This is a genomic window from Vibrio sp. V04_P4A5T148, from assembly GCF_963875605.1.
Classification (GTDB): domain Bacteria; phylum Pseudomonadota; class Gammaproteobacteria; order Enterobacterales; family Vibrionaceae; genus Vibrio; species Vibrio anguillarum.
In genome coordinates, this window is sequence record NZ_CAWNMS010000020.1 from 65,294 (window position 1) to 85,329 (window position 20,036).

At 44.0% G+C, this 20,036-nt stretch carries 14 protein-coding genes and 3 pseudogenes; 7 read left to right on the top strand and 10 right to left on the bottom strand.

Annotated features, from left to right (window positions below):
* Window positions 1–105: 105 nt before the first annotated feature.
* From lolE to lolC, 3 genes are read right to left on the bottom strand one after another with little or no spacing between them, the layout of a single operon-like run.
* Window positions 106–1,350 (bottom strand): lipoprotein-releasing ABC transporter permease subunit LolE, encoded by a 1,245-nt coding sequence (gene lolE / locus AACT18_RS02280; RefSeq protein WP_013856531.1) that lies wholly within the window; start codon window positions 1,348–1,350, stop codon window positions 106–108.
* Entirely contained in the window at window positions 1,351–2,037 is a 687-nt protein-coding gene (lolD, locus tag AACT18_RS02285; RefSeq protein ID WP_013856530.1) for a lipoprotein-releasing ABC transporter ATP-binding protein LolD, read from the bottom strand. It lies immediately after the preceding gene.
* Window positions 2,030–3,238 carry a lipoprotein-releasing ABC transporter permease subunit LolC gene (gene lolC / locus AACT18_RS02290; RefSeq protein WP_094125267.1) on the bottom strand — a complete coding sequence of 403 codons (1,209 nt, stop codon included), beginning with the start codon at window positions 3,236–3,238 and terminating at the stop codon, window positions 2,030–2,032. The genes lolD and lolC overlap by 8 nt, the downstream gene beginning before the upstream one ends.
* 165 nt (window positions 3,239–3,403) lie before the next feature.
* Here lolC and AACT18_RS02295 point away from each other — a divergent pair, with 165 nt between their 5' ends.
* The 5 genes and pseudogenes from AACT18_RS02295 (at window position 3,404) to AACT18_RS02315 (ending at window position 10,980) form a co-directional block, all read left to right on the top strand.
* A complete protein-coding gene (locus AACT18_RS02295) occupies window positions 3,404–3,973 on the top strand; it encodes a hypothetical protein (RefSeq protein ID WP_017048079.1) in 570 nt (189 codons plus the stop codon).
* An 8-nt stretch (window positions 3,974–3,981) separates the two neighbouring features.
* A pseudogene (gene mfd, locus AACT18_RS02300) lies at window positions 3,982–6,510 on the top strand (transcription-repair coupling factor); the annotation flags it as partial.
* 13 nt (window positions 6,511–6,523) lie between these two features.
* Window positions 6,524–7,702 (top strand): annotated as a pseudogene (locus tag AACT18_RS02305) (TRCF domain-containing protein); the annotation flags it as partial.
* Window positions 7,703–7,730: 28 nt separating this feature from the next.
* A complete protein-coding gene (locus tag AACT18_RS02310) occupies window positions 7,731–8,501 on the top strand; it encodes a peptidoglycan binding protein CsiV (protein WP_094125269.1) in 771 nt (256 codons plus the stop codon).
* A gap of 409 nt (window positions 8,502–8,910) precedes the next feature.
* Entirely contained in the window at window positions 8,911–10,980 is a 2,070-nt protein-coding gene (locus AACT18_RS02315) for a beta-prism lectin domain-containing protein (protein ID WP_094124891.1), read from the top strand.
* 113 nt (window positions 10,981–11,093) lie between these two features.
* Here the strand turns inward: AACT18_RS02315 and AACT18_RS02320 are convergent, their stop codons facing one another.
* The 7 genes from AACT18_RS02320 to hinT form a co-directional block, all read right to left on the bottom strand.
* Window positions 11,094–12,383, bottom strand: coding sequence for an NAD(P)/FAD-dependent oxidoreductase (locus AACT18_RS02320; RefSeq protein ID WP_094124892.1), 1,290 nt, complete (start codon window positions 12,381–12,383; stop codon window positions 11,094–11,096).
* 354 nt (window positions 12,384–12,737) lie between these two features.
* Window positions 12,738–13,280 carry an alpha/beta hydrolase YcfP gene (gene ycfP / locus AACT18_RS02325; RefSeq protein WP_013856523.1) on the bottom strand — a complete coding sequence of 181 codons (543 nt, stop codon included), beginning with the start codon at window positions 13,278–13,280 and terminating at the stop codon, window positions 12,738–12,740.
* Between the two features lie 100 nt (window positions 13,281–13,380).
* Window positions 13,381–14,232 (bottom strand): phosphotransferase, encoded by an 852-nt coding sequence (locus AACT18_RS02330; RefSeq protein ID WP_038172104.1) that lies wholly within the window; start codon window positions 14,230–14,232, stop codon window positions 13,381–13,383.
* Window positions 14,233–14,266: 34 nt separating this feature from the next.
* A complete protein-coding gene (gene lpoB / locus AACT18_RS02335; protein WP_094124893.1) occupies window positions 14,267–14,857 on the bottom strand; it encodes a penicillin-binding protein activator LpoB in 591 nt (196 codons plus the stop codon).
* Between the two features lie 22 nt (window positions 14,858–14,879).
* Complete coding sequence (locus AACT18_RS02340; RefSeq protein ID WP_013856520.1) at window positions 14,880–15,269, bottom strand: YcfL family protein; 390 nt, start codon at window positions 15,267–15,269, stop codon at window positions 14,880–14,882.
* Window positions 15,269–16,660 carry a COG3014 family protein gene (locus AACT18_RS02345; RefSeq protein WP_094124894.1) on the bottom strand — a complete coding sequence of 464 codons (1,392 nt, stop codon included), beginning with the start codon at window positions 16,658–16,660 and terminating at the stop codon, window positions 15,269–15,271. Before AACT18_RS02345 ends, AACT18_RS02340 begins: the two co-directional genes overlap by 1 nt.
* 67 nt (window positions 16,661–16,727) lie before the next feature.
* The gene (gene hinT, locus AACT18_RS02350) at window positions 16,728–17,078 is read right to left on the bottom strand and encodes a purine nucleoside phosphoramidase (protein ID WP_026027183.1); all 351 of its coding nucleotides are present in this window, start codon (window positions 17,076–17,078) and stop codon (window positions 16,728–16,730) included.
* A gap of 357 nt (window positions 17,079–17,435) precedes the next feature.
* On the opposite strand from hinT, the gene AACT18_RS02355 reads away from it, so the two are divergent.
* Window positions 17,436–19,427: a methyl-accepting chemotaxis protein gene (locus AACT18_RS02355; RefSeq protein ID WP_026027184.1), complete on the top strand. Its 1,992-nt coding sequence runs from the start codon at window positions 17,436–17,438 to the stop codon at window positions 19,425–19,427.
* Between the two features lie 176 nt (window positions 19,428–19,603).
* Window positions 19,604–20,036, top strand: a pseudogene (locus AACT18_RS02360) (Card1-like endonuclease domain-containing protein); the annotation flags it as partial.

The following is a 20,036-nucleotide window of genomic DNA, read 5'->3' on the forward strand; positions in this document are numbered from 1 at the left end:
GAGCATGTAAAACGATGTCGCATGATGTTGAAAAAGGACCAAGTGGTCCTTTTTGTTTGCTAAAAATAGCTCAATGCTGATGAACGAAAAGAATCCGAGTTGAGATTATTTAGCGCTAAGCACAGACGCCGGATTCAGTTGACTGGCCCGAGAGGCCGGATACCAAGTAGCTAATAGGCTCAACACAATCGCCGTGGAAGAGACAAGCACCACATCCGATAGGTTCACTTGTGATGGCAAAAAGTCGACAAAATAGATATCACCAGACAAAAACTGATGGCCGACTAACCGTTCTAATCCTTTGATTAACGCTGTTAAATTCCACGCAATCAGCACACCTAACACGCCACCTATCACACTGCCTAATACACCAGAGAAAACACCCTGCCAGACAAAAATTCGTTTCACTAATCCATCGGTCGCGCCCATAGTGCGCAAAATGGCGATTTCAGCCGCACGATCTTTTACCGCCATCATAAGTGTTGAAACGATGTTGAAGCTCGCCACACCAATCACCAGCACCATCACCAAATACATAATGGTTCTGACCAGCTGAATATCACGGTACAAAAAGCCAAATTTTTGCTGCCAACTGCGTAGATAGACGTATTGATCAAGCGTATTGCCGACCTCTCTTACAATTTGAGTTGCATTTAATACCTCTGAGACCTTGATAGCAACGCCCGTCACTCGCTCTCCTAATTTGGCGTAAGCTTGTGCATCTGCCAATGGCACTAACGCAAGGCTGTGGTCAATTTGGCCATTGAGTTCCAAAAGCCCTGAGACCTTGACGCGCACGCGCTTTGGCGCTTGAACTTTAGCGCTCTCATTCGCAGAGGGGATCATCAAAGTGACATAGTCACCGACTGCCGCGCCCAATTTATCCGCCACTCCTTTGCCTAAAATGACCTGTTGCTGACCTGCGACAAAACCTTGCCATGCATCGGAAGAGACAAATTGAGATAAACGCGACACGGCGCGCTCCATTTGCGGATCAATTCCACGCACCTCAATCGCTTTCAGTTGCGCGCCTTTCTCCGCTAATGCCGTCAATTTTACATAAGGAGCGGCCGCTTCCACTTTTGGATGCTGCACGGCTTGCTTGACTAATGACGACCAGTTCGCGATGGGTTGTTGAACTCCTTCAAACTCTCCGTGTGCAATGACAGATAACACGCGGTTCTGCAGCTCTCTCTCAAAACCATTCATCGCCGACAAACCCACGATGATCACCGCAACGCCCACAGCGATACCGATAATGGAAGAGAGCGAGATAAACGACACCATTTTATTACGCTGCTTTGCCAGGCTAAAACGCCGACCAATCACTAAAGAGAGCGAGGTGAACATCTACGGTGCCTCCACATTAATCAGCAAACCATCTTGCATGTGCATCTGTCTGTCCATTTTTTCAGCAAGTTCGCTATCATGCGTTACCACTAAAAATGCCGTGCCAAACTCTTGATTCATTTGACGCATCAAATCATAAATCGCCAGCGCCGTTTTGTGATCAAGGTTGCCCGTAGGCTCATCGGCTAACACCAAATCGGGTTGATTAACAAGCGCTCGCGCAATCGCTACCCGCTGCCGCTCTCCACCAGAGAGCTCAGAGGGTCGATGAGATAAACGATGTCCCAACCCCACTTTTTCTAACAATGCTTGCGCGGCCTGTTTAGCACGCGATGCTTTTTGGCCACCAATAAGCAACGGCATGGCAACATTCTCAAGAGCGGTGAAATCGGCTAATAAATGGTGGAACTGGTACACAAAACCCAAATGTTGATTGCGAATGTTCGCTTGTTTATTGGAGCTTAAGCTCGATAAATCCTGACCTAAAAACGACACTGAACCTTCGGTTGCCTCATCCAGTGCACCCAGAATGTGCAATAACGTACTTTTCCCAGATCCAGAAGTCCCAATAATTGAGACTAACTCCCCCGCTTGAATGCCAAAACTGACGCCTTTTAGCACTTGAGTCCGTAGCTCCCCTTCTTGGTAGGTTTTGCATACGTTATGGCATTGTAAAAGGTTATTCATATCTTAAAGCCTCGGCAGGTTTTACGGATGACGCGCGGTAGGAAGGAAACAGTGTCGCGAATAAGCTGAGCGTGATGGCCGCTATCACCACCAACATAATTTGCATGGGGTTAATCACTACGGGCAGCGTTCCCCCCACAGAGAACAGCGCAACCCCCATGCTTTCTAATAATCCATTGAGGTTATTGGCAAGCAATACGCCTAACACACCACCGACAAGCGCACCAATCACTCCACTACTCGCGCCTTGAACCATAAAAATGGCCAGTACTTGTTGATCTGTCATGCCTTGCGTTTTCAAAATCGCGACCTCAGCTTGTTTTTCCATCACCACCATGATCAACGCGGAAATGATATTGAAAGCCGCCACGCCCACAATCAACCCAAGCATCAAACCCATCATATTTTTTTCCATGCGAACAGCTTGGAACAACTCGCCACGCTGATCTCGCCAGTCACTCCATTGCCATCCCTTAGGCAAAGGTGCGCTAGCTAGGTCTGCGACCACAAAAGGATCATCAAAAAAGAGCCGCCATCCCGACACAGTATTTGATGGTAAACGGAGCAATCGCGCTGCATCTTTGATGTGCGTCAGCATCAGCTGTCCATCCACATCAGACCCCGTATTGAAGATGCCTGCGACTGTAAAATTACGCTGCGCAGGAATACGACCTAAGGGGGTAAATTGGCTAGCTGAAGTGACCATCAAACGCACTTTATCGCCAATTGTCACGTTGAGCGCCCGCGCCAGTGAATGGCCAAGGAAGAGTTGATATTCGCCCGGCTTGAGCGCACTCACTTGACCCGCAATCAAGTGCGCCGCAATCGGATCATTTTGATTAGGTTCAATTCCCACCAACAAGCCTGCGGCCAGTTGCGATGAGCTTTGAACAACCGCTTCACTGCGTACAATCGGTTCAGCCGCTCTGGCGCTAGAGAGCTGGCTAATGAATTGAGGCACATCTTGCGTGAGCAAAGTGCGATCGCCATTTTGCGAAACTACAGCCTGAGGCAACACACCTAAAATTCTATTTTTGAGCTGGGATTCAAAACCATTCATGACCGAAAGCACCGTCACCAGTGACATCACGCCAATGGTTATCCCCGCCGTAGACATATAAGAGACAAATCGACTGAATCTATCACCGGATCGCCCACGTAAATAACGCAAGCCGATGAACGCCGAAATAGGATGAAACATAAGAAAAACCGCCTAAAAGTGATGCTCAGTACTGTAACGAGAAACGGTGGAAGGTTGTAGCTTTAATTTGCCAAAAATCGGTTAAATAGACTCGATAACAAGGACATACCTTGATTAGTTCGCCGGTATGACGATAATCAACAAAGCGATGAGAAGGATGCCTTTATGACCGAGCAAGAATTTTTTACGGTTCACTATGGACTGACAACCAATATTGAACTTTTAGACAGCACATTTATGCTACCTTCCCAATCAATATTTGAAGCGGAGATTCCTGCCCCATTTATTGTGGCCAGTGAGTTTAGCCAGTTGGATGCACTCACCGAAAGTGCACGACTAGAACTGAAAAATAGTGATTTCAAGCACGTCGTTCAGTTACTTGATACTCAAAATTCGAAATTGAATTTGTTGCTGACCTTTATGTTATCACAGCAAGATGAGCCACATTCACGCTTCATCACCAGCACATTTGGTGCCAGTCGCTTCTCACTTCGTTATCCAAACGCACTAGAAATTGGTACCCAAGCCCGCTGTAAACTGTTTTTGGACCACCCTGCAGCCGCTATTTATTGCTATAGTTCGGTGATTGATTGCCAAGCGGACGAGCAACACTATCTCATCACGATGAAATACGATTTACTGCGAGATACTGACCAAGATCTCTTGATTAAAGCCGCACTGTACCAGCAGCAAAAATTGCTGCGTCAACGCTCTTTAGACCGAAATAAACCATAAGCGTTCTCATGACTACACACTCTTTACTGACTCTGATTAAACCTGCTGGCGCGGGCGACAAAAAACACATTGGTAACCTACGTGGTGCAAGCCTTGCGTTGGCAATTGCAGAGCTGGCCAACCAGCATAATAGCCACACTTTACTGGCTGTACCTGATCCTCAAACCGCCTTAAAGCTGCAGCACGAAATTGAGCAGTTTAGTAACGCCGAAGTGGCGCTGTTTCCTGATTGGGAAACTTTGCCTTATGATAGTTTTTCGCCTCATCAAGAGATCATTTCTGATCGCATCGCGCGCCTATATCAATTACCGAGCTTGAAAACAGGCATTACCATTGTGCCAGTGAGCACCATATTGCAGCGTCAGACGCCGCGAGAATTTCTGCTACAGCATACCCTGCTGGTTAAAACTGGCGATCAGTTTTCCTTAGATAAACTGCGTCTTCAGCTGGAAAAATCGGGCTATCGTCATGTTGATCAAGTGTTTGGCCCTGGCGAGTACGCCAGCCGAGGTTCGATTCTTGATTTATTTCCAATGGGCAGCAGCGATCCTTATCGCATTGATTTTTTTGATGATGAAATCGACACCATACGCACCTTCGATCCTGAGAATCAACGCTCAATTGAAGAGATCAGTGAGATACGCTTGCTACCTGCTCATGAATTTCCCACCACAGAAAGTGCAATTGAAGATTTTCGCACCCGCTGGCGTCAACGATTTGAAGCGCGTCGTGAACCAGAATCTGTCTATATGCAAGTCTCAAAGGGGATTTGGCCAGCCGGTATTGAATACTGGCAACCACTATTTTTTGAACACACCGAAACTTTGTTCGATTATATCGCGCCAGAAAGCCAACTAATTGTCGTAGGAAATATCGAAACAGCGATTGACCAGTTTTTAACCGACGTCGAATATCGTTACCAGCAGCGTAAAGTTGACCCTCTTCGCCCGTTGCTGCCACCTCATGAATTGTGGCTTAAAAAAGATGAGCTTTTCAGTCTTTTCAAAAACGTGGCTCAGATCCAACTCAGTGTGGAACCGATTTCAGAAAAGCAAGGGCGGATCAATTTAGCGGTCAGTGCATTACCCGACTTGGCGGTCATGCATCAAAATAAAGAGCCTTTAGCCGCCATCCGGCAATTTAGTGAAAGTTTCACTGGGAAAATCATTTTTTCCGTCGAATCAGAAGGCCGTCGCGAAGCATTACTAGAGCTATTGCAACGCGTAAAACTGCGCCCTATCGAAAAAGAAACCTTCCAGCAAGCGTGCCAAGCAAAAGAAAAACAATGTCTCGTATTAGGGGCATCTGAGCACGGCTTTATTGATAACAATGCCAACTTAGCGTTCATCTGCGAAAGTGATTTACTCGGTGACCGTGTCATTCTTCGCCGTAAGAAAGATCGTAAAGTCACCAATAGTGACGCTGTCATTCGTAACTTAGCTGAACTCAAACCAGGGCAACCCGTTGTTCATATTGATCATGGTATCGGCCGTTATCTCGGGTTACAGACGCTTGAAGCGGGTGGCATGATGACCGAATACGTCACCCTTGAGTATCAAAACGAAGCCAAACTTTATGTCCCTGTCGCTTCATTGAATCTCATTAGTCGTTACTCTGGCGGCGCGGAAGAAAGCGCACCATTGCATAAGCTCGGGGGTGAAGCATGGACCAAAGCACGACGAAAAGCGGCCGAAAAAGTCCGTGATGTCGCTGCTGAGCTGCTGGATGTTTACGCCAAGCGAGAGCTCAAACCAGGCTATAAGTTCGCTCTGGATCGTGGTCAATACGCGACCTTTAAAGCGGGTTTTCCATTTGAAGAAACCGATGATCAAAATACAGCTATCAACGCCGTGCTATCGGACATGTGTCAGAAAAAAGCGATGGACCGATTAGTGTGTGGTGACGTTGGATTTGGCAAAACAGAAGTCGCCATGCGCGCCGCCTTTGTTTGCACCGACAACAATAAACAAGTGGCCGTATTAGTGCCGACAACCTTACTCGCACAGCAGCATTTTGAGAACTTTCGAGACCGATTCGCTAACCTGCCGATCCGTGTCGAAGTTTTATCACGCTTCAAATCAGCAAAAGAGCAAAAGCAGATTCTACAAGATGTCGCCGACGGCAAAGTCGACATTTTGGTTGGCACGCATAAACTGCTTTCCAGCGAGCTAAAATTTAGCGATCTTGGTCTTTTGATCGTTGATGAAGAACACCGTTTTGGCGTTCGCCAAAAAGAAAAAGTGAAAGCGATGCGTGCTGATGTGGATATTCTCACGCTAACGGCAACGCCGATTCCGCGCACGTTAAACATGGCGATGAGCGGAATGCGCGATCTATCGATTATCGCCACACCACCCGCACGACGATTAGCCATCAAAACCTTTGTACGCCAGCATGATGACAATACGATTCGAGAGGCCGTATTACGTGAAATCATGCGCGGTGGACAGGTTTATTTTCTACATAACCAAGTAGAAACTATCGACAAAGTGGCCGCCGATTTAGAAAAGCTGGTCCCTGAAGCTCGAATTACCGTCGCCCATGGACAANATTCCGCGCACGTTAAACATGGCGATGAGCGGAATGCGCGATCTATCGATTATCGCCACACCACCCGCACGACGATTAGCCATCAAAACCTTTGTACGCCAGCATGATGACAATACGATTCGAGAGGCCGTATTACGTGAAATCATGCGCGGTGGACAGGTTTATTTTCTACATAACCAAGTAGAAACTATCGACAAAGTGGCCGCCGATTTAGAAAAGCTGGTCCCTGAAGCTCGAATTACCGTCGCCCATGGACAAATGCGTGAACGTGAGCTGGAAAAAGTGATGAACGACTTTTATCACCAACGCTTCAACGTATTGGTCTGCACCACCATCATCGAGACAGGGATTGATGTCCCGACGGCGAACACCATCATTATGGACCGCGCAGACAACCTTGGCCTAGCACAGCTACACCAACTTCGTGGCCGAGTAGGACGTTCTCACCATCAAGCTTATGCTTACTTACTCACTCCACATCCTAAAGCCATCACTAAAGATGCCGTGAAACGTTTAGAAGCGATTGCATCTCTTGAAGATCTTGGAGCCGGTTTTACTCTAGCAACGCACGATTTAGAAATCCGTGGAGCGGGTGAATTATTGGGCGATGAACAGAGCGGTCAGATCCAATCAATTGGTTTTACTCTCTATATGGAGATGCTAGAGCAAGCGGTTGAAGCATTAAAAAATGGCAGAGAACCTTCTCTTGACGATTTGCTTCGTGAACAAACCGAAGTGGAAATGCGTTTGCCAGCGCTATTACCCGATGATTACATTCCTGATGTAAATACTCGCATCTCCATGTATAAACAGATAGCGAGTGTCGCTAGCCGAGATGAGCTCGCCGAGCTCAAAGTCGAGTTGATTGATCGCTTTGGTAAGTTACCTGATGCTGCAAATAACTTACTCGGCGTTGCTGAAGTCAAAATTGATGCTGCACGTATAAAAGTGAAGAAAATCGAAGCACATGAAAAAGGCGGCTACATTGAGTTCTATCCAGATGCTGACATTAACCCCGTCTTTTTGGTTAGACTTCTGCAATCACAACCGAAAAAATTTGCAATGGAAGGGCCAACTAAGTTTAAGTTTGCTGTACCATTAGCCGATAGACGTGAACGAATTCAATTTGTGTCGAGTATGCTCAGCGAATTCCAACAAAACCTGATGCCTAGAGCATAAATTACGCACAAAAAATGATGGAGCCATAATGAAAAAACTGATCCCACTCCTACTTTTGCTTATTTCGATGCCAAGTCTGGCACAACGGCAATTTGACATAGAAGTGATCATTTTTAAGCGTGCAATTGATGCAGAGAAGGTCAGTGAGTCGTGGCCTAACTCATTGCCTGAGATCAATATTCAACGCGCGGGTAGTTTTAGTGACTTAAACTATCGCCAAGAAAAAGGCGTGAAAATGCTGCCTTTTTCCGACTACCAACTTAACGACCAAGCACAAAAACTGAAAAACCACGCCGGCTTTGAAGTGCTATTGCATACGGCTTGGCGTCAAGGCGATCAAGGCAGAACTTCCGCACCGATTTTCCATATTCAGGCGGGTAAAGATTACTCCGCTAAATTCAATACTGACGGCAGTGAAAAAGTAGCCGTACTAGAAGAATCGCCAGTAAACGGAGTGCTAGAACAAAGCATCGCGAGTCCCCTTTACGAACTCGACGGTAAATTGCAAATCTATGTGCAGCACTATCTTTATGCTGAAACCACGCTCGACCTTAAAGCCCCGAGTGTGCGAGAAATCGTGCTCCAAAGTAAATCATTGGAGTTAGACATTACACCTGAAGAGCAAAATGCCGAGGTTCAACTTGGAAACCTAGAAGCTATCTCCCCAACAGTGGAAAAGGAAGAGTTTTTAAAGAGCTATCGGATGGACCAAAAACGCCGTATGCGCAGCAACGAAACCCACTATCTAGACCATCCATTAATGGGAATGATCATTCAAGTTCGCCGCGTTGCAGAATAAAGCCTAACAAAGCGCCCTGCCTGGGCGTTTTTTCTTTTATTCATCTCTCATACAGTTTAGCTCACTGATTTAATATCCTTACCGGTTAGAGCTATTCTGTTGTTAACTATTCTTATTAAAACCAATAACACAACCCTCCTACAGACCGTTCCAATGGTTTGGGTACGTGATCTTCTAAAAGTTAAACTGACAATGTATTTCATTAGTGAGTGTTTCATTTTTAAGACCTCTCATTTATGAGAGCCATGTAGGATTGAATCCCTCTTATTAAGTCTTGATAATCTCCCCATCTCGTGTTGTGCCATGTTCGACTCATTTACCGTAATACCTATCGTTGAAGTAGAGCACAGGTTAACAACATCAATTTAAATCGGAATTTACACAAACATACTGAGAGAGATGTTACCTAATGACTTCTAAATTTTCGTTATGTGCGGTCGGGCTACTGTCAATAGGCAGTATCACAGCAAGTAACATTGCAATCGCATCAAGCCCTAGTGAGATAAACACCCAATTAAAATGGTCTTGGCAAGGCAGTTCATTTAAACCTGAGTCTAACCAAGTTATGGCGGCACCTATCGTTGCTCAGTTAAATGATGATAATGGTGATGGAAAAATCGACGAGAATGATATCGCTGATATTATCGTTATTACTTTTGAAGGTAATAAATATACGCAAGGTGGATTAGTTAGGGCACTAAGTGGTATCGATGGTTCTGAGCTTTGGTCGTACGATAATGGTGGCATTATAGCCGATGCTCGCTACTCTCCTGCTGTTGCAGATCTTGATGGTAATGGTGTAGTTGAAATTGTGACAACGAGCACAATCAGCCCTTACATCAATATATTAGATAATGAAGGTCAGATAAAAAAACAAATCCTGAAGAGTGCTTCTGGATGGCGCTCGGTTGGCGCAATTTCACTATCTGATTTAAACAATGATGGTTCAATTGATATTCTCTCTGCCGATGGTGTTTATAATTACGATACTGGTTTGCTATTTAGTTTAGAGTGGGCTCCATCACCGATCAGTTTTGATGCGGATGGCGATGGTATCCAAGAAGTATTTTCAAACGGCGCTCTTTATAAAAGCGATGGCTCATTTACTTGGCAATATCAAGCGAATGATACGGTTTGGTTTTCTTCCGTTGCCAACTTAGATAGCGACAATAAACCAGAAATTGTGGTATCAGTTCCGGCCTCGAAAGGCTCTGCACAAAATAGTAGCTTTGCTGTATTAGAGCATGACGGCTCAGTAAAATGGGAGGTTAATAACCTTGAAAACCCAGGCGGTGGTGTACAAGCTATCTCTAATTTCCTTGGTAATGCAGCAACTAACTCTACCAATGAAATAGCTAAGTCCCCTGTTTATGGATATACCCATTTACATCACAGCCATCCAGTTAAAATAGCAGATGACAACCAACTTAAAATCCGCTCAGGAGATCTGATTGACGCTATTGGATCAACAGCAAGTAATATGGTGGGTGGTCAAGGCGGTTCACTGCATACTATTGATGCAAGCAAAGTCCGCTCTGTCGATGTAACCTACGGCAAATATAAAACGTGGTGGACATATGGCGTACTCGAGATGGAATTCACTCTCAATGATGGTTCGAAAATAACGTTAGGTTCAAAAGACTCAGCCTTTAAATACCCAGCATTAGAGTGGCGAACCAAAGAAGTTCCATACCTTGGATTGGAGTGGAGAACAAAACAAGTTTCTTACTGGTTCTTTGGCTGGCATACCAAAACAGTTTCTTACCTAGCTCCTGTTTGGAAAACTAAAACGATTCCTTATGCTGTTCCCGTCATGAAGAGCAAAGCAACCACTGAACGATACACAGTCCCAAGCAATACCCAATTGGTAGGCTTAAATGTTTGGAGCAAACCAAAACCTATCTTTACCTTCAAAAAACACGTTAATGCAGTTCAGTTTGTTGTTGGGGAAAGCATTAATGATAGTTACCTGAACACTGGTATTGTCTATGCAGGTTATCATGCTGTTGATATGTATAATGCACAAGGTAGCAAAGTTTGGTCTGTAGCAAATGATGACTATAACAGCGGTAAAATTGGTGTCTCGGCTTACGATTTCACTGGTGATGGCATTGATGAAGTTATCGTACAAGATCTTCTGAGAGTCCGTATTCTTGATGGGCGCACGGGAGCAGTATTAGCAACGATTGCTAACTCGTCGAACACCTTGTGGGAATATCCTGTTGTGGCGGATCTCGAAGGCAACAACAATGCATCGCTTATTGTGGTCGCAAATGATTATGCAAAAGAAAGCGCAATCAACCACGGCGTCTACGTTTATGAATCAGCCGATGCTGATAAACCATGGGAAAATGCAACGAGAATTTGGAACCAACATTCGTTCCATTTCTCAAACATTAACCAAGATGGCTCAGTACCAACCAATGCTCAGCATAGTTGGCTAACACATAACACTTATCGCTCAAGTACCATTAAATAACTTGAATTTGATATAACCACCACTATCGCCCAAGGCGGTGGTGGTGGGATGACAAAAAAAGCCTCGCCTTTTAACAAAGGCGAGGCTTTTTTATAGCCAGTACGCTGGGAATATTAGTGAAGCTTTAAGTTTGGACGCAACACACGATTAATACGGCCAACTAACATCATCAACCCTGTTTTGAACATACCGTGCAGCGCCATTTGGTGCATGCGATACAAAGAAATGTACACGACTCGCGCAATACGACCTTCAACCATCATCGAGCCTTTGGTTAAATTACCCATTAAGCTACCAACGGTAGAAAAACGACTTAATGAAACCAACGAACCGTGATCTTTATAAACATACGGTTTGAGCTCACGCCCGTTAAGCTTAGCAACAATATTCTTGAACGCTTGGCTTGCCATTTGGTGCGCTGCTTGTGCACGAGGTGGCACAAATGAACCATCGGCTTGTGTACATTGTGCTAAATCACCGATCACAAAAATATCGTCATCTCTTGTGGTTTGTAAGGTGTTTTTTACCACTAACTGATTAATGCGGTTTGTTTCCAAACCAGCAATCTCTTTCATAAAATCCGGTGCTTTGATGCCAGCAGCCCACACCATGATCTGAGCGGGAATCTTTTCGCCATCTTTAGTTATTAGGCCATCCTTATCTGCTCGCGTGACCATAGTCGCAGTACGAACGTTGACACCTAATTTCGTTAATTCGCTATGCGCAGCACTAGAAATGCGAGGTGGAAGAGCGGGTAGAATACGCTCACCCGCTTCCACAAGGTTGACATTCAGTTTGCTTGAATCAAGATCGCCAAAACCATAAGTCCGCAGCTCTTTTACTGCATTATGTAGCTCTGCAGATAATTCAACACCCGTTGCACCTGCGCCAACAATCGCAATATCAACTGTACCGTTACCATTTTTCGCATGAAGTTTTAGAAACTCATTGTTCATTTCAGTACGAAAACGATTTGCCTGTTCAGGGCTATCAAGGAAGATACAATGCTCACGAACTCCTGGAGTATTGAAGTCGTTAGACGTTGAACCGATTGCCAGCACCAAAATGTCATATTCAAGCTCACGACTTGGCATTAACAATTCACCATGCTCATCTTGCAATTCACTAAGAACAATCACTTTGCGTTCACGATCGATGTCAGCAAGACTACCCATTTGGAAATCAAAACGATGATTTTTTGCGTGAGCGCGATAGCTTAGCGCATCCACTCCTTCATCTAATGAACCCGTTGCCACTTCATGCAATAACGGTTTCCATAAGTGGCTTGCTTTACGATCCACTAATGTGATTTCTGCGCGATTTTTACGGCCAAGAGTGCGACCAAGTTTAGTCGCGAGCTCTAAACCACCCGCGCCACCACCGACTACGATAATTCGTGTCACAACAATAATCCTCAAAAAGAAATAAACATGATTCAGCGTGAAATCTCACACTGAAGGAATTCTCAGTAATGCGCTTGCTTCAGATAAATCTTGTTCAGCAAATGAAGCTATCTTCGCAGCACGTTTCATTAGGATAAATGCATGTAACTACACACAAATTAGGCAAATTTAAGACTTGCTCTCAATTTTTTTTGATATTTATCAAAATATTTATAGTTTAATCATTATATAGAGCAAAACTCATGGTGCAACCAAAGAATTCCCCTATTTCACTACGAGATATAGAGGTGTTGGGCAATAAAAAAACGACTCACAATTGTGAGTCGTTCAGTCGAAACTATGATGCACGGATGCTTAATTTGATTCTTTAAATGCCTTCATCGCTTGCAAATGCTGTGAGATTTTCTTGAACTTATGGTTCTGGGTTTCATCCCAAATGATATCGTAGTAGTTTTCGAGCTCTGCTGCTGTTTTGCTGTTGTCATGAATTTCATCTTCTTTAGATAAAATCACTAAACAGCGTCCTTTATTTTTTACCCTGTATTGCTCAACACACTTAGTCGCAATATCTTCATACTCTTCAGGGCGATCGATGCGTCCAGTCATGTTTGTTTCCGGATGCAAGTTAGGATTAAACACCACTTGCTTAATTCCGCATAAGAATCCAATCCGCTCAGACCAGAAGCCGCCGAGGCCTACACCACAAATAATCGGATGTGGGTCATCAGACAACTCAATCACTTTATGCACTTCTTTTAGAAGATGCTGCATATCGTGTTTGGGATGCTGTGTACTGTAGTTAATAAAACGGACATCGCTGTCAATAAATTGCAATTGCAGTACTTTTTCATGGTTTCCTGGGCTTGTTGAATCAAAACCGTGCAGATAAATAATCATAATAACTCCCCACTCCTTGAGGTTTTTAATCTACCACGAAGATTGTGGTTTCAAAGACTTTAACCTTAATTTACTGCAACAAAACGACGAAACAGTGATCCTAGCTACATAATGTGCGTTTTAGATGTTCGGCTTGTTGGCGATAATAGTCATCACCCCATAATTGATGTGCTAACAAATACCATAACATGGCCATCATTGTTGCTCTTGGATGCCAAGCCACCACTCCTTCGACCCAATCATCGACCCCCACAATCTCACGCAATTGACAATAACGGTAGACCGCCTCTAATGGTTTTTCTTCTGCAACATCAATGCTTAAAGCCAGGTCGAGTCGGGGGTCGGCAATTGAGGCGTATTCCCAATCAATCACGCGGTTACCTTCATCGGTTTTAACCATATTGTAGCCAGCTAAATCAAAGTGACACAAAGTCTGACCAACATCAGCAAGGTTAGGTGCGGTGCGCCAACGTTGATATAAAGCCGACAAGTCCTCACTTTTATACTCAGCTTTGAGCTGTAGCCAATAATGATCAACCCGAGCGATAAAACTGAAAGGGGCAACTGGGATGCGTGCTGTACTGAGATTATGGATCTTTATCTGTGTTTTTAATAGAGAATCGAAAGGTAAACCACCAGTAAGGGATTGGCCATCAATCCATTCAACCAATAATCCTTGATCATTAATGGAAAGTGGCTTGGGGCCTAAGTGAGAAGATTCGATAGCAGAGAGAATTTGATATTCTTGAAAACGCGAAATGGAAAAGGCTTGAGTGATCGGCGTATTAGGCCGCCAAACAAAGCTGCGTTCCTCCGTGACAATTTTCCAACATCGGTTTGTTAACCCCCCTGTCAGCGTTTGTGCGTAATCAGGGGGAGCAGAGAAGAATCCTTCTAGCGACGTTAAGGTACGATCAAGCTGACAAGCTTCACGCCAAGACATTCTCGCCATAAGGACCTCTTCTCTCAATTACTCAATTTTGTGATTAAAAACCGAGTAAACTTTTTGACTGCTGTTTACGAATTTCGGTTTCATCTGCCCATTCAATAAGGCCGCTTTGAAGATCCATTAAACGCATCGTCATTTTGTAATATACATCTTTATCACTGCTTGCGTTTTTCACAATACTCGACAAGTTGCCATACAGCATATATTGTGCGCCAACCATTTTGCCAAACTGAACGGCGGTACTTTGGTTGACCAACTCATCATTATTTTGGAAATTGAGCTGTTCGCGCACGGCTTCAACACGATCCATGTCGACGAAGCGGAACTTACCTGAATTCAACATCTTAGTACTGATGGTGTCAGTGATAGATTCAGTATCAATGTGCTCACTGGTTTTATTTTTGATTCGCTCAACAAACACGATAGGACGAGAATCACGGGTAATCGCTGCTACCGAACCTGACATCATCATGCTATCAACCATTTCCCCCGCGATTTTTTGTAAATCTGTTGAACCAAAATCAACTGTCGTCGTTTCAACGGATTGTGCATCTCCGTAGCTGACTTTATTTGAACAGCCGCCCAAAATGACAGCGAGCCCTAGCAATGCGATAATACTTTTGTTCATATTGGTTCCTTACTTTCCCAATTTAATTATTTGACCCACGGATCTGTACGCGAAACTGTTTTCCATTTGGATTGACAGAAATCTCCGACAACGACACCGTCTCCATCCCACTGATGATCTTTTGTTTCCAAGGACTTTGTCTGTTATTGACTTCAAGCCCATCATCGTCATACCAAGAAAAACGGTACTCGATAATTTGGTCACCTTGGTAATGACTCACTAAACGCACAAGTCCCCTCGTATGACCATCCACTTGGTTAGTTGCAATGTCTTCAACAACCAAGCGATTACCTAATACATTGTCGCCAAATAGCACTTTTTGCGAAGCGCCATCAACTCTTAATCCTGCGGTATTTTCAGCACATCCAATCAATGAGAATGTGACTAACAGTCCCAATATCCACTTTTTCATTACAATCTTCCTAGTTGTTTATGCCAGATGGTTGAATGACGTCCCTGACGAGAAACCCACACCAAAGTGGTGCCTTTTTCCGGTACAGAAAACTGATATTCTTGCTCTCCCACCTTTATTCGTTGCTCGCCTGCATTGACTTGCAGACTGGCCGTTTGCACCAGCCCTGGCAGCGTTAGCCAACTGCGCGTATCGGGCTGCTCTGTCAGCAGATTCCAAACGTTGAAGACTAAATTACCAACATTGTCATCTTTGGCCGCTTCTTTGCGCAATTGATCTTTCGCCAGTACTCTCAACACTTGCCTTATTACTATAGAGGGCATTTTCTCAGACAAGTTTCGCCTTGCCATTAAATTCACATCCGTCAGAAAATGAGAAGTGAGTACTTTGTCATTCATCTTCAGTGATGAAAATGATTCATCGGGTGTATTCGGATAATAAGGTAAGGCAAGAGAATACAATGCACCATTTCCTCTGCTGTCATACAAGGGTAAAGATTGACGCCAGCTATCTAAGGCTTTCACCACACTCTGCTCTTCTATTATAAGCACACGACCTTGAGAAGCAGTCAGTGAATGAGATTTCCCGTAGCGTTTCTCTAATTGGATTAGGTCTTCTCTCATCCCTAATCGTTTCGCAACGCGTAATGTTCCCTCTATAACCTCAATATTATCGGGAGTGACTGCCAAAGCGCGTCGATAGTCGACATAGGCACTGTTAACATCACCAGAGGCTTCATAAAGCAAAGCAGAAAGGTAAAAAAGGTAACCATTCTGCACCGCCTGCAAAGCTTTTCCTGCATCAGGGTAGTTTGCTAGTACGCTGCCTAAGTTTGGTGTCACACCTTGTGATTTTAGCTCTTTTTGCGCCTTTTCAAGTTCCGCATCTCTAGCCTGCCTTGCTTGCTCTTGTACCTGATTCGCTCGCCGAACTTCAACCAGAGCTCCATCCAAATCATTCTGTTGTAAATAATTCAAACCGAGATAAAGATGTAAAAAACCGAGTTCATAATCCGCAGGAACGTATTCCATCAAGTTATCATTCACAGCCAACGCACCGACACTTGTCGCCGTATCACTTAGTGAAATCAATGCCTTATCTTGTTGAATTTTAACCGCAGAATCACTCAATTCGAAACTACGCTTACTGTCTACATAATTCTGGTTAAGAAAATGGACTCGCCCTTTTTCCAGATTGTCTAGAATGTCACCCGCGACAAATTCCGCAAGTTCATTCTCCGCATCTTGATACTGCCCAGATTTAACTGACTGATAGACAGCGCCATTTTGAGCGCTGTAATGACTAAACAAGTTCCCCGCAGAAAAATTAGCACAGGCATTGAGAAAAAAAGGCGATAAAAAAACCGTAATATGTCGCACGTAACGCTTCACTCAATACTCCATATTTAACTCTAATCGTATCAATCGAGCGCCCAATAGTGGCTGGGCGACCCATGCATTAGCTCATCAAAAGCGGACCCAACGGGCGACCGCCAACCAAGTGCATATGAATGTGGTAAACCTCTTGACCACCATGAGCGTTACAATTCACTATCAAGCGATAGCCATCTTGTGCAATACCTTCTTGTTGAGCGATTTTTTTTGCCACTGTAAACATACGTCCCATAGCCGCTTCATGCTCAGGTTCAACATCGTTGGTCGTCGGAATAAACGCATTGGGAATGATAAGAATATGGCTAGGCGCTCTAGGGTTAATGTCCCGAAAGGCGGTCACTAAATCATCTTGATAGAGGATATCTGCAGGAATTTCTTTACGGATAATTTTGCTAAAAATGGTTTCTTCAGCCATGAAATACTCCACTAATAAATAGGATTACGCAGTCACATCAAAGTACATTAGATCGAGATAAGTGGTTCAAGGCTAATACCTAAGTGGGTCACGACAACATATCGACAACCGATAGAACCGACACTAATTTGACCTTAATGCTACTGAATATAATAGGTGTGTAGTTGGATTTGAGTATGCGTGAACCCTGTCAAAAGCTCAATAAAAAACACCGTACGCGTAGCATAAATGACAGAACACTAATATAAAAAATGCGTTTTGCCAGGCCCGTCATAAAATGTACGTCTCACATTCAATACAATACTCATTATTTTGTTATTTTTTAAAACAAAACACTATTTTTCTAGGGAGAGGATTATGAAGGGTTCAGTGATTAGGCGAATGTACGCTGGTTTCACACTGATCATCATCATGTTTGCAGTAACGACCGCCATTATGATGGGAGGAATGAATCAAATTCATTCTAATTTCGAAAGTGTATCAACCACCGCCTTACCGCTCGTTTCTTTGTCAAACAAAACAAGTGTTCAACTGCTTTCTGCCGATAAATCTTTTAAGGACTTTTTGACGACACAAAACCAAGATCGCATGAATGTGATGCGTTCAGAATTTGCTAAAGCAAAACAAGATTTTGCTGACGTGCTAAACCAGCTCCAACAAGCAAGTGCAATGAACCCCTCTCTTGAAGAGCGGATAAGCCAACTTAAACAGATGGAACTCCGCTACTTTTCAGAAGCAGAACAAGCCATGAATAATTATCAGGCGATGTTTGAGGCGCAAGCTCAAGTGCAAAAATCAACTCGTGAATTTCAAAGACTTCATGCCGATTTAAGCACCGGAATGAAAGATTTTGTCGATGGGCAAAATAGTATTTCAGTTAAAGTCATGGCGAAAAGTTATTTCATTAAATTGAAAGATGCGGAATTAATCACTTCAGACGCTTTGGCCAGTTCGGATGTCGCCTTTGTTGACAAGGCCGTCACCATGAATAAAAAAGCGGTCACGCACCTCAACTACGCTTACCGAGGCTTATCGACCCAATTACCTGAACTGAAAAAAACCTTTGACGATCTTGTCCAAAAATTCTCTCAAGATATTGGGCAAAAGGGTGGTGTGCTTGATCAACACAATAGTTACTTACTAGCGAAAACAGCCCTTTATGAAAACATTGCGAATTTGGCTATCGAGGTCGATAAAGCAATGACGATTTTAGACTCTTTTAACGATACTGCGACCGACGGTTTAAATGCCTCTCTGCGAGAAGCCGGGGAAGTCTATAAGCAAGGAGTTATTAAAGCGATCGTGATTGGTATTGCGGTTGTGCTAGTGGCTACGGGTATTGGTTACCACATTGCGCAAAGTGTTCGTGAGCCGTTAAATCGTATACTCAAAACGCTAGAAGGGCTGACAAAAGGAGATATGACACAACGCATTGAAATTCGTTACAACAACGAGTTTAGTCGCTTAAGTGGCCACATCAATTCGCTAGCAGATAATTTGCACCATATTTTGGTGCAGTTGAATGATGCTTCTGAAAATTTAACCAACACAGCTAACCACAACCAAACCACCTCTTCAAAAGCACAGTCACAACTCAGCACCCAACGTGAGCAAACCGCGAGCGTGGCAACCGCAATGACGGAAATGGCTCATTCAGTACAAGAAGTAGCGCAAAGTGCTCAAAGTTCGCTAGAGATGGTGCAGAAAGTTGAATCGGCTTCTGAATCGGGCCGTAAAATTATGAGTGACAATATCACTACTATTAATCAATTGGAGACTCGCTTAAATCAATCGGTTGATGCTGTCGGTGAACTGCAAAAAATGAGCAGCCAAATTGGTTCTATCTTGGATGTGATTCGTAACATTGCAGAACAAACCAACTTATTGGCGCTCAATGCCGCGATTGAAGCTGCTCGTGCTGGAGAGCAAGGGCGCGGGTTTGCAGTCGTAGCTGACGAAGTTCGTGTTTTGGCAAAACGCACAACGGATTCGACGTCTGAAATTGAAAGTATGATCAGCAACTTGCAATCCAGCTCATCTTCTGCCAGTACTGTTATTGAAAGCTGCATGACTGATATGGAACTTTCTGTCGAGCAAGCATCAACGGCGAATAGCGCAATGGAAGAGATCCAAGCGTTAATTCTAGAAATCAGTCAGATGAGTACTCATATTACACAGGCGGCCGCCGAGCAAAGTGAAACAACCGGTGACATTGCACGCAGTATCGAGGATATTAATTTAATCGCAGATGGTAGCTATCAAGCCATGTCTCAAATTGCACAGGCAAGCGCCAACCTAACTCAGCTTGCTAATCAGCAGAATGAATTAGTCCATCGTTTTACATTATGAGTGACCGTTAACAAACTCAACCCCATTTGTAAGTTACATGTAAATTATGTCTCAAGGGCGGCTTTTAATCTAAAGTCGCCCTTGTTTTTTTGATGCCACATCGTTATATGATAACTATCGGCTTGCGCATTATTATCTACCTCCTACTCTTTGCAAGCCAAACATGAGGATGATCTATGGCTGTTCATGTTGGCATTATCGACCAAGACCCTATTCGCTTGGTTACTCCCCTGCTTGATAATCGAACGGTAAGTTCGCACATTGTCTTCATCGGTGATCAAGACCAAAAATCAATGTATTTACGTTTACACTCGGTATTGAGTCAGCGCGACATCACTTCTGAGTTTTTTGAAATCCCATCGGGTTCCAATACCTCAGCAATCAAACAAGCTATCCAGTTTTTAGCGGAAGATTTGAAAGCCAGATACGACGAAGTCAAGCTGAACGCAAGTTGTGGTTTGAGACATCGTTTATTATCCGTTTATGAGGTGTTCCGTAGCTATCAATGGCCTATTTTTGTCGTCGAACCGAACAGTGATCAGCTGTGTTGGCTTTATCCCGATGGTCAAAATAATACCCAAGTGCAAGACCACATTACCATTTCAGATT

Excerpts from the sequence above, each read along its gene's own strand:
- AACT18_RS02315 (WP_094124891.1), top strand. The coding sequence starts at position 8,911 with ATGACTTCTAAATTTTCGTTATGTGCGGTCGGGCTACTGTCAATAGGC.
- lolC (WP_094125267.1), bottom strand. The coding sequence starts at position 3,238 with ATGTTTCATCCTATTTCGGCGTTCATCGGCTTGCGTTATTTACGTGGG.
- ycfP (WP_013856523.1), bottom strand. The coding sequence starts at position 13,280 with ATGATTATTTATCTGCACGGTTTTGATTCAACAAGCCCAGGAAACCAT.
- AACT18_RS02330 (WP_038172104.1), bottom strand. The coding sequence starts at position 14,232 with ATGGCGAGAATGTCTTGGCGTGAAGCTTGTCAGCTTGATCGTACCTTA.
- AACT18_RS02310 (WP_094125269.1), top strand. The coding sequence starts at position 7,731 with ATGAAAAAACTGATCCCACTCCTACTTTTGCTTATTTCGATGCCAAGT.
- hinT (WP_026027183.1), bottom strand. The coding sequence starts at position 17,078 with ATGGCTGAAGAAACCATTTTTAGCAAAATTATCCGTAAAGAAATTCCT.
- AACT18_RS02355 (WP_026027184.1), top strand. The coding sequence starts at position 17,436 with ATGAAGGGTTCAGTGATTAGGCGAATGTACGCTGGTTTCACACTGATC.
- AACT18_RS02295 (WP_017048079.1), top strand. The coding sequence starts at position 3,404 with ATGACCGAGCAAGAATTTTTTACGGTTCACTATGGACTGACAACCAAT.
- lpoB (WP_094124893.1), bottom strand. The coding sequence starts at position 14,857 with ATGAACAAAAGTATTATCGCATTGCTAGGGCTCGCTGTCATTTTGGGC.
- lolD (WP_013856530.1), bottom strand. The coding sequence starts at position 2,037 with ATGAATAACCTTTTACAATGCCATAACGTATGCAAAACCTACCAAGAA.
- AACT18_RS02340 (WP_013856520.1), bottom strand. The coding sequence starts at position 15,269 with ATGAAAAAGTGGATATTGGGACTGTTAGTCACATTCTCATTGATTGGA.
- lolE (WP_013856531.1), bottom strand. The coding sequence starts at position 1,350 with ATGTTCACCTCGCTCTCTTTAGTGATTGGTCGGCGTTTTAGCCTGGCA.